Origin of the sequence: Sulfitobacter alexandrii, from assembly GCF_001886735.1 — a bacterium.
Lineage (GTDB): Bacteria > Pseudomonadota > Alphaproteobacteria > Rhodobacterales > Rhodobacteraceae > Sulfitobacter > Sulfitobacter alexandrii.
Genome location: NZ_CP018076.1, coordinates 351,622 through 364,022 on the forward strand (window position 1 = coordinate 351,622; position 12,401 = coordinate 364,022).

The 12,401-nt window shown below is 65.0% G+C and carries 13 protein-coding genes; 6 read left to right on the top strand and 7 right to left on the bottom strand.

All coding sequences use genetic code 11. From position 1 onward, the window contains the following. The first annotated feature begins 10 nt into the window (after positions 1–10). Positions 11–280: an HPr family phosphocarrier protein gene (locus BOO69_RS01780; RefSeq protein ID WP_071969766.1), complete on the top strand. Its 270-nt coding sequence runs from the start codon at positions 11–13 to the stop codon at positions 278–280. Between the two features lie 77 nt (positions 281–357). Next, positions 358–1,212, top strand: coding sequence for a lysophospholipid acyltransferase family protein (locus BOO69_RS01785; RefSeq protein WP_335743930.1), 855 nt, complete (start codon positions 358–360; stop codon positions 1,210–1,212). A 45-nt stretch (positions 1,213–1,257) separates the two neighbouring features. On the opposite strand, the gene BOO69_RS01790 is transcribed toward BOO69_RS01785, so the two are convergent. Beyond that, positions 1,258–2,133, bottom strand: a complete 876-nt coding sequence (locus BOO69_RS01790; protein ID WP_071969770.1) for a 3-hydroxybutyryl-CoA dehydrogenase — start codon at positions 2,131–2,133, stop codon at positions 1,258–1,260. 159 nt (positions 2,134–2,292) lie between these two features. On the opposite strand from BOO69_RS01790, the gene BOO69_RS01795 reads away from it, so the two are divergent. Further along, a complete protein-coding gene (locus BOO69_RS01795; protein ID WP_071973586.1) occupies positions 2,293–3,123 on the top strand; it encodes a DUF6473 family protein in 831 nt (276 codons plus the stop codon). Between the two features lie 68 nt (positions 3,124–3,191). On the opposite strand, the gene BOO69_RS01800 is transcribed toward BOO69_RS01795, so the two are convergent. The 6 genes from BOO69_RS01800 to BOO69_RS01825 form a co-directional block, all read right to left on the bottom strand. Then, a complete protein-coding gene (locus BOO69_RS01800; RefSeq protein WP_071969772.1) occupies positions 3,192–4,118 on the bottom strand; it encodes an electron transfer flavoprotein subunit alpha/FixB family protein in 927 nt (308 codons plus the stop codon). Continuing rightward, on the bottom strand, positions 4,118–4,876 hold the full coding sequence (locus tag BOO69_RS01805) for an electron transfer flavoprotein subunit beta/FixA family protein (RefSeq protein ID WP_071969774.1): 759 nt from the start codon (positions 4,874–4,876) through the stop codon (positions 4,118–4,120). The genes BOO69_RS01800 and BOO69_RS01805 overlap by 1 nt, the downstream gene beginning before the upstream one ends. Positions 4,877–5,043: 167 nt before the next feature. Further along, positions 5,044–5,619 (bottom strand): cob(I)yrinic acid a,c-diamide adenosyltransferase, encoded by a 576-nt coding sequence (locus BOO69_RS01810; RefSeq protein WP_071969776.1) that lies wholly within the window; start codon positions 5,617–5,619, stop codon positions 5,044–5,046. After that, positions 5,619–5,825, bottom strand: a complete 207-nt coding sequence (locus BOO69_RS01815) for a twin transmembrane helix small protein (protein WP_071969778.1) — start codon at positions 5,823–5,825, stop codon at positions 5,619–5,621. The genes BOO69_RS01810 and BOO69_RS01815 overlap by 1 nt, the downstream gene beginning before the upstream one ends. Further along, the gene (locus tag BOO69_RS01820) at positions 5,818–6,711 is read right to left on the bottom strand and encodes an SDR family oxidoreductase (protein ID WP_071973587.1); all 894 of its coding nucleotides are present in this window, start codon (positions 6,709–6,711) and stop codon (positions 5,818–5,820) included. Before BOO69_RS01820 ends, BOO69_RS01815 begins: the two co-directional genes overlap by 8 nt. Positions 6,712–6,772: 61 nt before the next feature. Then, complete coding sequence (locus tag BOO69_RS01825; RefSeq protein ID WP_071969780.1) at positions 6,773–7,450, bottom strand: SH3 domain-containing protein; 678 nt, start codon at positions 7,448–7,450, stop codon at positions 6,773–6,775. 181 nt (positions 7,451–7,631) lie between these two features. Here BOO69_RS01825 and BOO69_RS01830 point away from each other — a divergent pair, with 181 nt between their 5' ends. The 3 genes from BOO69_RS01830 (at position 7,632) to BOO69_RS01840 (ending at position 12,388) form a co-directional block, all read left to right on the top strand. Continuing rightward, positions 7,632–9,950, top strand: coding sequence for a DNA topoisomerase IV subunit A (locus tag BOO69_RS01830; protein ID WP_071969782.1), 2,319 nt, complete (start codon positions 7,632–7,634; stop codon positions 9,948–9,950). A gap of 93 nt (positions 9,951–10,043) precedes the next feature. Continuing rightward, the gene (locus tag BOO69_RS01835; RefSeq protein WP_071973588.1) at positions 10,044–11,297 is read left to right on the top strand and encodes a DUF898 family protein; all 1,254 of its coding nucleotides are present in this window, start codon (positions 10,044–10,046) and stop codon (positions 11,295–11,297) included. Further along, entirely contained in the window at positions 11,294–12,388 is a 1,095-nt protein-coding gene (locus BOO69_RS01840) for a M48 family metallopeptidase (RefSeq protein WP_071969784.1), read from the top strand. The genes BOO69_RS01835 and BOO69_RS01840 overlap by 4 nt, the downstream gene beginning before the upstream one ends. Positions 12,389–12,401: the final 13 nt, after the last annotated feature.

Here is a 12,401-nt window from a genome sequence, read left to right on the forward strand (position 1 = left end):
TACTATTCAGATGACAGAAATATCCCTCAAGATCGTGAACGAAAAGGGGCTGCATGCCCGCGCCTCGGCCAAGCTGGTCGAGGTCGTCGAAGCATTCGACGCGCGCGCCGAAGTGAGCAAGGACGGTCTGTCCGCCTCGGGCGACAGCATCATGGGCCTTTTGATGTTGGCCGCTTCCCGTGGTAGCACTATTGACATCCAGACTTCGGGCCCCGATGCAGATGCACTGGCCGAGGCGCTGACCGCACTGGTTGCGGACAAGTTCGGGGAAGGCTACTGACACCGCCGGTGTCCCGATGACAGAGGTGATGTTGCTTGGTGGATGAATCCCAATCTTTGAGGAACGGGAATGCGGGGGTGAACGCGCCCCGCGGCGAAACGGTTTCGTTCACCAAGTATGACCGGCGCAGCCTTTCGTATGCGTCCACGTTCGACGATCCGTGGAAGTCCCGCGTGATCAGCGCGATGGAGCTGTTTACCGGCAAGCTGTCGATCCTGCGCATGATCCGCCAGTTCGAGAAGCGCGGCGCGCCCTCGGGTCAGGCCTTCTGGCGCGCGGCGCTCGACACCATGGGAATCGACCTGACGACACCTCAGGAACAACTGGAGCGGATACCGCGCCAAGGGCCCGTGGTCGTGGTGGCGAACCACCCGCACGGCATGGTCGACGGCATGATCTTTGCCGACCTGATCGGACGGGTCCGGTCCGACTATCGCATCCTGACGCGGTCGCTGCTGACCTCGATCGACGAGGTGGCGGGCAGCTTCATGATCCCGGTGCCGTTCCCGCACGACCCGGACGCGCAGCGCAAGGGGGTCGAGATGCGGGCCAAGGCGATGGCGCACCTCAGGGACGGCGGCGTGGTGGCGCTGTTTCCATCCGGGGTCGTCGCCGCGTCGGAGACGTGGTGGGGACCGGCGGTTGAGGCGGAGTGGAACGTGTTCACCGCCAAGATGATCCGCCGTTCGGGCGCGGCGGTGGTGCCGATGATGTTTCCGGGCCAGAACAGCCGTGCCTACCAGATCGCCAACCAGATCAGCCCGATGCTGCGTCAGGGATTGCTGCTGCACGAGATCGTGCACGCCTGCAACAAGCCGCAGGCACCCATCGTGGGGCACCCGATCGACCAGGCGCAGATTGACCGCTTCGCCGACGACCCGCGCGGGTTCATGGCATGGCTGCGCGCGCATACCCTTGCACTGAAGGACTGATCCCGCGGCGCGCCCGAAGAAGCTGCGACCGCGCCGCGCTGGCCGTCAGCGTGTCGGAACTGGTTCGTCCCCGCGGTAGTCGTAGAAGCCGCGCTGCGTCTTGCGGCCCAGCCACCCCGCTTCAACATACTTGGTCAAAAGCGGGCAGGGGCGGTACTTGGTATCCGCCAGCCCGTCGTGCAGGACGTTCATGATCGCGAGGCAGGTGTCGAGGCCGATGAAATCGGCGAGCTCTAGCGGACCCATGGGGTGGTTCGCCCCCAGCTTCATCGAACTGTCGATGGATTTTACCGAACCGACGCCTTCGTAAAGCGTATAGACGGCCTCGTTGATCATCGGCATCAGGATCCGGTTCACAATGAAGGCGGGAAAATCCTCTGCCGAGGCGGCGGTCTTGTTCAGCTTTTCCACGACCTCGGCGCAGGCCTTGAAGGTTTCCTCGTTGGTCGCGATCCCCCGGATCAGTTCGACCAGTTGCATCACCGGCACCGGGTTCATGAAGTGGAACCCCATGAACTTCTCGGGCCTGTCGGTCCGGCTGGCCAGCCGGGTGATCGAGATCGACGAGGTGTTGGAGGTCAGGATCGTCTCGGGTTTGAGATGCGGAATCAGATCTTCGAAGATCGCCTGCTTGACGGTTTCGCGTTCCGTCGCCGCCTCGATGATGAGGTCGCTCGGCCCGAGATCGGACAAGGTTGTCGTGGTCTGGATGCGGCCCATCGCCGCCGCCTTGTCCTCGGCCGAGATCTTCTCGCGTTTGACCTGACGCTCCAGATTGCCATCGATGATCTCGATCGCCTTGCGCAGCGCATCGTCCGAGACATCGGTGAGTTTGACGTCATACCCCGCGAGCGCCATCACATGAGCGATGCCATTGCCCATCTGCCCCGCGCCCACGATACCGATTGTCTGGATGTCCATGGCCCGTCCTTTTCCTGTGTTCAGGTCACATTAAGGCCTGCGGGCCCGTGGCCGCAAGGGCCGCCGCCGCCTAAAAGGCCGGGCAAATTCTACCATTTACGGAATCGCAAGCGGGCCTGCGCCATCTTGCCCGCGGGTGATTTTGTTGAGGTGGGTTCGATGACCTATGACGTGCTGGGGCCGGGGGCCCTCGACTATTTTCCGTGCCGTTACGGGCGGTCAAAACTGATGTTCCGGGGGCCGCAGCGCGACCTCGCCGAGCCCTATATCGCGTTTCTCGGGGGCACGCGCACCTATGGAAAGTTCATCGAAATGCCGTTTCCGGCGTTGGTGGAGCAGCGGATCGGCATGCCTTGCGTGAACCTGGGACAGCCCAACGCCGGTATCGACGCGTTCGTGCATGATCGTTTCGTGACGGAGGCCGCCGCGCGCGCCGAAAAGGTCGTGCTGCAGGTCATGGGCGCGCAGAACATGTCGAACCGGTTCTACACGGTGCATCCGCGTCGCAACGACCGGTTCGTCGCTCCGTCGAAACTGCTTCAGGCCATCTTTCCGGAGGTGGACTTCGCCGATTTTCACTTCACCGGGCACCTGCTTCAACGGCTGGAAAAGGTGTCTCCCGAGCGGTTCGCGGCTGTCCGGACGGAATTGCAACGGGCCTGGGTCGCACGGATGAAGCTGTTGCTGGGCCAGATCGGGAAGCCCTGCCTGCTCTTGTGGGTCTCGGATCGCCGGCCTGACGCGGTGGCGGAGCAGGGTTTGAAGGGGGCGGGTTTCGGCCCGCTTTTCGTGACCCGCAAGATGCTGGACAGTCTGCGCGACCATGCCGCCGGCCTTGTCGAGGTCGTGGTGTCGCTGGCGGCGGTGGCGGCGGGGACCGAAGGCATGGTCTTCACCCCGCTGGAAGAACTGGCCGCGCAGCAGATGCTGGGGCCCATGGCCCATGCCGAATGCGCCGCTGCGCTCTCCCACGAACTGCAAGGTGCCTGAAATGAACAAGGCCCGCCGTGCGGGCGGGCCTTGAACCATGTTCCGGATCGCGTCCGATGTCGGGCGGATCAGAGTTTCTCCATCAACTCCGGCACCGCCTCGAAGAGGTCGGCGACGAGGCCATAGTCGGCCACCTGGAAGATCGGCGCTTCCTCGTCCTTGTTGATCGCCACGATGACCTTGGAATCCTTCATGCCCGCAAGGTGCTGGATCGCGCCGGAGATGCCGACGGCGACGTAGAGATCCGGTGCCACGACTTTGCCGGTCTGGCCGACCTGCCAGTCGTTCGGTGCATAGCCACTGTCGACCGCAGCACGGGACGCGCCGACGGCGGCGCCCAGCTTGTCCGCCAGTTTCTCGATGAGGGCGAAGTCTTCTTCGGAGCCGACGCCACGGCCACCGGACACGACCACGCCGGCCGAGGTCAGTTCGGGACGGTCGCTTTCGGCGACCTTGTCCTCGATCCAGCTCGACAGGCCGGGGTCTTCTGCCGCGCCAACGGTCTCGACCGAGGCGGAGCCTCCTTCACCAGCCGCGTCGAATGTCGAGGTGCGGAAGGTGATGACCTTTTTCGCGTCCGAGGACTTGACGGTCTGGATCGCGTTGCCCGCGTAGATCGGACGCTCGAAGGTGTCGGCATCCACCACGCCCGAGGCGTCGGAGATGATCATCACGTCCAGCAAGGCCGCGACACGGGGCATCACGTTCTTTGCGTCCGTGGTGGCGGGGGCGACGATGTGGTCGTAATCACCGGCAAGGCTGACGATCAGCGCCGCGGTGGATTCCGCAAGGCGGTGACCCAGCGTCGCGTCCTCGGCCACGAGTACCTTTGCCACGCCGTCGATCTTGGCCGCGGCTTCGCCTGCCGCCGCGGCGGATCCGCCCGCGCAAAGAACGGTCACGTCACCCAGCGACTTGGCGGCGGTCACGGCCTTGGCCGTTGCATCCATCGACAGTTCGCCGTCGGTGACTTCTGCGAGAAGAAGAACAGCCATTACACAACTCCCTTTTCTTTGAGTTTCGCCACCAGCGTGTCCACGTCGGGCACCATTTCACCCGCGGCGCGGGCTTCGGGTTCCGCTGTCTTGACGATCTCCAGACGGTTGGAGACTTCGACGCCGTAATCGGCGGGTGTCTTTTCGTCCAGCGGCTTCTTCTTGGCCTTCATGATGTTCGGCAGCGAGGCATAGCGCGGCTCGTTCAGGCGCAGGTCCACGGTAACGACGGTGGGCATGGAGACCTCGATGGTCTGCAGGCCGCCATCGACTTCGCGCGTGACCTTGGCCTTGTCGCCCTCGATCTCGACCTTGGAGGCGAATGTCGCCTGCGACCAGCCCATCAGGGCTGCCAGCATCTGGCCGGTGGCGTTCATGTCGTTGTCGATCGCCTGCTTGCCGCAGAGCACGAGGCCCGGCTGTTCCTCTTCCACGACGGCTTTGAGGATCTTGGCGACGGTCAGCGGTTCGATATCGTTGTGCACATCGTCGGCGGCAACCACGAGGATCGCGCGGTCCGCGCCCATGGCCAGCGCGGTGCGCAGGGTTTCCTGCGCCTGCTTCACGCCGATGGAGACCGCGACGACCTCGTCGGCCTGGCCCGCTTCCTTCAGGCGGATGGCCTGCTCGACGGAAATCTCGTCGAAGGGGTTCATCGACATCTTGACGTTGGCAAGATCGACACCCGATCCGTCCGCCTTGACGCGAACCTTCACGTTGTAGTCGATCACGCGTTTGACAGGCACCAATACCTTCATGTGCGTTCTTCTCCTTGGTTGCTGCCCGGCCGGATGGCGCAGGCGATGGAATTGTCTTGTGCCGGTTTAGCGAAAGCTTTCGCGGCGAAACAGGGCAAAATCGGCAAAAGCTGGCGACGGAACGCCGCGTTTCGCTGTGTTAGCGCTGGCATTTCCCCGGCGCCGCCTCAGTCGCGGTTCGCGCCGGGGACCCAGAGCACGTCATCCTTTCCCCCGTTGTTCGCCATCCGTGCCGCGACGAAGAACCAGTCGCTCAGGCGATTGAGGTACTTCACCGCCGCCTCGTTCACGTCTTCCTGCCCGGCGAGATGGACCGTGAGACGTTCCGCCCGGCGCGCGACGGTGCGGCAGACGTGCAGTTGCGCGGCCAGCGCGCTGCCACCCGGAAGCACGAAGCTGCGCAAGGGCTCGAGTTCGGCGTTCATCAGGTCGATCTCGTCCTCCAGCCGCTTCACCTGCGCTACGGTCATCCGCAGGGGCGGGTATTCCGCCTTGTCATCCGCCGCCATGTCCGGGCGGCAGAGGTCCGCGCCAAGGTCGAAGAGATCGTTCTGGATGCGGCTGAGCGCCGCGTCGGTCTCGCGCTTTGCCTCGAGGCGGGCCACGCCGACGAAGCAATTCAGTTCGTCGCAGGTGCCATAGGCCTCGACCCTCAGGTCGTGCTTTGCCACGCGGTCACCGTTGCCGAGCGCGGTGGTGCCGGAATCGCCCGTGCGGGTATAGATCTTGTTCAGGACGACCATCAGCCCGCCCCCCCGCGCAACCAGATGAACCCGAGGATCAGCAGCACCGCGATGAACTGCGCGATGATGCGCCAGCGCATCAGCTTGTTCGCGTTGCGCTTGTTGAACTCGCCGCCTCCGGCAAAGCCGCCCAGGCCGATCAGCAGGATCACGGCCACGGCGAGGACGGCCAGCAGCACGACAATGAAAAGAGGGTCTTCAAACATGATCTTTCCCTTCCGTTGGATCGGGATGTAGCGGAGACGGGTCGCTGCGCAACCCCTGACCTGCGCCGGTGACCCGGTCGAGAAGGCGCGTGGGCAACAGCCGACGCAGCGTTCCGGCCAGGTAAGTCGGCGTCGTGACGTAATAGCGCGGGCGCGGTCTGGACGCCTCGCAGGCATGGACGAGGCGTTTCAGAACGGCTTCGGGCCCCAGTTCGAATCGGTCGGGGCCGGACGATTCGTACAGCCGCTTGCGCAACTGGGCACGGTACTGGGCCGCGCGCGGCGACGCTTCCCAATCGATCCAGCGTTCGAAATGGGGAATGGAATTGACCCTGATCCGCGAGGTGACCGGCCCCGGCTCTATCAGGCAGATGTGCAGCCCGGTGCCCCGCATCTCGATCCGCAGGGTATCCGTCAGCCCCTCGAGCGCGAACTTCGTCGCGCTGTAGGCGCCGCGCCATGGCATCGTGACCATCCCGAGAACCGATGAACACTGCACGATTCGTCCGTGACCTTGGGCGCGCATCACCGGAATGACGGCGCGGGTCAGCGTGTGCCAGCCGAAGAAGTTCGTCTCGAAGATGCTGCGCAGGGCACCCGTCGGCAAATCCTCGACAGCGCCCGGCAGGGCGAAGGCGCCATTGTTGAACAGTGCATCCAGCCGCCCGCCTGTCGCGGCAAGCACCTCTTCCAGAGCCTTGTGGATGCTGTCCTCGTCCGCGTAGTCGAGGCGCGGCGCGTCGAACCCCTCGGCGCGCAGGCGGTCGCAGTCTTCCTGCTTGCGGCAACTGGCGAAGACCCGCCAGCCCCGCGCGCGCATCCCCCGTGCGCAGGCCAGTCCGATGCCGCTGGAACAGCCGGTGATCAGGATGGAACGTGCAGACATGAAAAAGGCCCCCGCATGGAGGGCCTTCATCGCGCGCCCGAGGCGCTTTGGCAAGTCGGGCTCAGCCGCCGGTGAGCAGCCAGTCCGCCATCCAGCCTTCGGGGCTGCCGTCAAGCGGCTGCATCTTGACCCAGCCATCGCCATTGTCCAGCACGACGCGCACTTCGTCGCCTTCGGACAGCTTGGTGACCACGCCATAGTCGGTGCCCGGCCCGCCGCGCACGTTGACGCGGGTGCCCGACACGATGCGAATGTCGCTGCCGGCGGTCGCCGAAGACGCCACGGTCATGCCGTCGTTGGGGTCGATCAGGCTGGGAATGATGGCCGGCGTGTCGGCGCTCGCGGTCAGGACGCCGAAGTTCTGCGGGACGCCCGCGTCGTTGAGCGGTGCCGCCGCAGCGGCGGTGATGACCTGCGCCGCGGGTTGCTCGGCCACGGGGGCGTCCGTCTGTTTCAGCACGTCATCGAGCGTCGTGAGGTTGAGGGACACGCGCGTCACTTCATTGTCGGCCGCAGCATCTTTGAGCGGCGGATCCGTATCGACGAAGGCGGTCTGCGTGTTCGATCCTTTCGCGGTGTCGACGTTCGTGATGACGGTCGGCTGCGCCTGCTGCTCCGCCTGAGGGGCAGAAGACATCCGGGCCATCTGCGCGCTGCGCGGCTCGAAATCCGCACCGCCGCTCATTTCGTAGAAAGCCCAGCCGAGAAAGCCGAAACTCAGCAGGATAAAGCGTTTCATGACGTCCCCCAGTTGCACTTTTCAGGATAGTAACACATCTCGGACCGGTTTCGGTTCCATACTCCAGAAATTTTCCGGCGCTACATGGAAAATGCACGGGGCCGCCCGATAGTCGAATAAGGGTGCGCCGACCGCATTCCGATGCTTGCCGCGCCAGCGGTGCTTGGATAGAAAGTCCTCCATGTCTGATGTTACCGATCCTCCCGCGGCGGACCCGCACAACATGTCCGAACCGCTGCGCCGTGCGCTTGGCGACAGGTACCTGACCTATGCGCTGAGCACGATCATGCACCGCGCACTGCCGGACGCCCGCGACGGGCTGAAACCGGTCCATCGCCGGATCCTCTTTGCGATGCGGGAACTGCGCCTGTCCTCGACGGGCGGGTTCCGTAAGTCGGCCAAGATCTCGGGCGACGTGATGGGCAATTACCACCCGCACGGCGATGCCGCGATCTACGATGCGATGGCGCGGCTCGCGCAGGATTTCAACGTCCGGTATCCGCTGGTGGACGGGCAGGGCAACTTCGGCAACATCGACGGCGACAACCCCGCCGCCAGCCGTTACACCGAGGCGCGGATGACCGCCGTGGCCGAGGCCATGCTGGAAGGTCTGAACGAGAACGCCGTCGATTTCCGCGAGAATTACGACGGTACCCTGACCGAACCGGCGGTGTTGCCTGCGCAGTTCCCCAACCTGCTGGCCAACGGGTCGAGCGGCATCGCGGTGGGCATGGCCACCAACATTCCGCCGCACAACATCGCTGAGCTTTGCGATGCCTGCATCCATCTGATCAAGACGCCGGATGCGCGGGACGATACGCTGCTGAAATATGTGCCGGGGCCTGACTTTCCGACCGGCGGCGTCATCGTCGAACCGCCCGAGAACATCGCGCAGGCCTACCGAACCGGCAAGGGCGGCTTCCGTCTGCGCTGCCGCTGGCAGGTCGAGGATCTGGGCCGGGGCCAGTGGCAGATCGTCGTCACTGAAATTCCCTACCAGGTGCAGAAGTCCAAGCTGATCGAAAAGATCGCCGAACTGATCCAGACCAAGAAGATCCCGATCCTCGGGGATGTGCGCGACGAATCCGCCGACGACGTGCGCATGATCATCGAGCCGCGTTCGCGGTCGGTGGATCCCGAAGTGCTGATGGGCATGCTCTTCCGCAACTCCGACCTCGAAGTGCGGTTCTCGCTCAACATGAACGTGCTGATCGACGGCGTGACCCCCAAGGTCTGCAGCATGAAGGAAGTGCTGCGCGCCTTTCTCGATCACCGGCGCGAAGTGCTGCAGCGCCGGTCGCGTCACAGGATGGACAAGATCGACAGCCGGCTCGAAGTGCTGGAAGGCTTCATCGTCGCGTTCCTGAACCTCGACCGCGTGATCGACATCATCCGTTACGACGACGATCCCAAGGCGGCGCTGATGCGCGAGGACTGGGGCAAGACCCATGTGCGCGCCATGGACGAGAAGGATTACGTCTCGCCCCCACCGGGAGAGGGCGAACTGTCGGAGGTACAGGTCGACGCGATCCTGAACATGCGGCTGCGTTCGCTGCGCCGCCTTGAAGAGATGGAGCTGCTGCGCGAGCAGTCCGAACTGATGGAGGAACGCGCGGGGCTGGAGGATTTGCTGGAAAGCGAAGACCTGCAATGGGACAGCATCACCGAGCAGCTGCGTGCCACCAAGAAGCAGTTCGGCAAGGACTGGATCATCGACGGGGTGGACTGCGGCAAGCGGCGCACCGATTTTGCCGAGGCTGGCGTGGTCGAGGATGTGCCGATCGAGGCCATGATCGACCGGGAGCCGATCACCGTGGTCTGTTCCGAGATGGGGTGGATCCGCGCCATGACCGGCCATATCGATCTGAACCGCGAGTTGAAGTTCAAGGACGGTGACGGCCCCCGGTTCATATTCCACGCCGAAACGACCGACCGGCTGTTGGTGTTCGGCTCGAACGGGCGCTTCTACACGATTTCGGCGGCGAACCTGCCCGGCGGCCGGGGCATGGGCGAACCGCTGCGACTGATGGTGGATTTGCCGAACGAGGTCCGGATCGTGGACCTGTTCATTCACCAGCCGGACCGCAAGCTGCTGGTGGCATCGACCGCCGGGGACGGATTCGTCGTCCCCGAGACCGAGGTGGTGGCACAGACACGCAGCGGCAAGCAGGTCCTGAACGTGCGGGGCGATGCCAGGGCGCTGGTCTGTCGGCCGGTCCAGGGCGACCGCGTCGCGGTTGTGGGCGAGAACCGGAAGGTGCTGGTCTTCGGCCTGGACGAGCTGCCCGAAATGGGCAGGGGCAAGGGCGTGCGGCTGCAAAAATACAAGGACGGCGGCATGTCCGACGCCACGACCTTCGACAGCGCGACCGGCCTGACCTGGCTGGACCCGGCAGGCCGCACGCGGACGGAGATCGACCTGACGGAATGGACCGGCAAGCGCGCTTCGGCCGGTCGCATGGCGCCGCGCGGCTTTCCCCGTGACAACAAGTTCACCTGACCGGGCCCGCCGGGCATGAGCGACAGCACCGCGCCCGACAGCCCTTGGGCAGCGCCTCCTGCGGCGGTCGAAACCGGCAGCGCCCCCGCGGGTATGCAGGTGGCCTTTACCGGCAAGAGAGGCGCGCTGTTCTGGCTCGCCCTCAAGACGGGGTTCTTTACCATTCTGACCTTGGGCTTCTACCGGTTCTGGATGAAGACGCGCCTGCGCCGCTGGTACTGGTCGGCGATCCGGCCCGGCGGGCATCCGCTGGAATACGTGGGCGATCCGCTGGAAAAACTGCTTGGTTTCTTCATCGCGGTGGTCGTCCTGACCTTCTACATCGGAATCGTGAACCTGCTGCTGATGTTCGTCAGTTTCTCGGTCTTCAATTCATCCTGGCTGGGATACATCGCCAGTTTCGCCGGCGTCATCCCGATCTGGTTCTACGCCCGCTACCGCGCCCGCCGCTACGTGCTGGGCCGGACCCGTTGGCGCGGCGTGCGCTTCGGCCTCGAACGGGGAGCGTGGGGATATGCCGGTCGGGCGTTGATGCACTGGACGATCACCCTTCTGACATTGGGCCTCCTTTGGCCCCGGATGACCTTTGCGCTCGAGAAGTACCGGACCGACCGGACCTACTTCGGATCGGCCCGGCTGGTGCAGCAGGGGCGTTGGCAGATGCTTTACCGTGCGGCGATCCCGCTGGCGGTGGCGGTGGTTGCCAGCGTGTCGTTCGCCGTCTGGGTCGGGCTGATCCAACCCCTTGTGCCGCCGGCTCTTTCGCGGATCGACGACATGCCGGGTGAATTCGTCTTTGCGGTGCGATACGGCTACTGGCCGCCGTCGTGGCAAAATCCGGAACGTCTGTGGGCGGTGCCGGTTCTTATGTCTGGGCTGCTCTACGGTGCGATCCACTACAGGTGGGTGGCCAAGCGGATCATGGCGAACCACAAGGCAGCCTACGGCGTCACCTTCGCCTCGCGGTTGCAGGGCCCCCGCATCGCGATGATCTACACCCTTGGGATCTTCATTTCCTACATGGTGCTGTTGCTGGGCGTCAGCCTGATCGTCATGCTGGGCCTCGCGCTCTACGGGCCGCAGGAATGGGCGTTGCGCATGGGCGGTTTCGGCGATCTGCCGCGGTGGCTGTCGCTCGGCATCATCGGCGTTCTCTACCTGTCCGTATTCCTGCTGTGGGGGGTGTTGCACAACACCTTCGTCACCTTCCCGATCATGCGGCACATGGCCCGCACGACGAGTCTGCCGACCACGGGCGGCCTGCACGCGATCAGCCAGCGGGACCGCGATGCCTTTGCCGAGGCCGAAGGCTTTGCCGAGGCGCTGGACCTCGGGGCGGCGATATGAGCATCGGGTTCGACGGCATGGGGGCCGCTTTCTTCGAAGGCGACCGGCCGGTGGCCGAGGAGGTCAGCCTGCACATCGCGTCGGGCATCCTCCAGATCGGTCTGGACGACGGGCGCATCCTGCGCTGGCCCGTGGGCGAAGTCCGGCAACTGCCGGACATGGCGGGCAGGAAAGGCGCCGTTCTGCGGCGCATCGGCGACCCGCTGGCCCGGCTTTACATCACCGATGCGAGCCTGCTGGCGCACTTGCCGAACAGGTTCCGCCGCAACCCGCCCGAGGGGCGCGGACGGCTGCTGGCCTGGGCCGTGGCTGCCATCGCCGCGGTGGCGTTGCAGATCGGCGTCCTGATCCCGCTGCTTGCGGACAACATGGCGGTCTATATTCCCCCCGCGGGCGAACGCGCCCTTGGCGAGGCGACCTTCGGCCACATTCGGGAGGCGCTGGACGAAACGGGCCTCAACCCGGTGCCGGTATGCGACGTCCCCGAGGGCAGGGCGGCGCTGGACGGTCTGATCGGCCGCTTGGACCCGCAGATGGCGGAAGGGCAGCAGGTCACCGTCGCGGTGCTGGACCACGACATGGTGAACGCCTTTGCCCTGCCGGGCGGGTTCGTGGTGCTGTTCCGTGGATTGATCGACGCGGCGGAAGGCCCCGACGAGGTCGCGGCGGTGCTGGCGCACGAGATCGGTCACGTGGTCAGCCGCGACCCTACCCGGCACGCCCTGCGCTCTGCCGGGTCCATCGGGGTGCTGGGGCTGCTCTTTGGCGACTTCGCCGGGGGTGCCGCCGTGCTGTTTCTGGCGGAACGCCTGATCGCCGCCCAGTATTCGCAGGAGGCGGAGGCAGGGGCGGACCGGTTTGCACATGCCCTGCTGGATCGTGCGGCCATCAGCCCCGGCGCCCTGGGAGACATGTTCGAGGGCATGCGCAGGCGGTTCGGGGACAGCGAAGGGGTGACCGCGCATTTCCTCAGCCATCCCCGGCTGGGAGAGCGGATCGACGCGGCGCGCGCGGCAGCCGATGCCGAGGCCGACTATCGCCCGGCCCTGACCCCGCCGGAGTGGGACGCGCTGCGCAACATCTGCCGGTAGCGCGGTCCGCCGG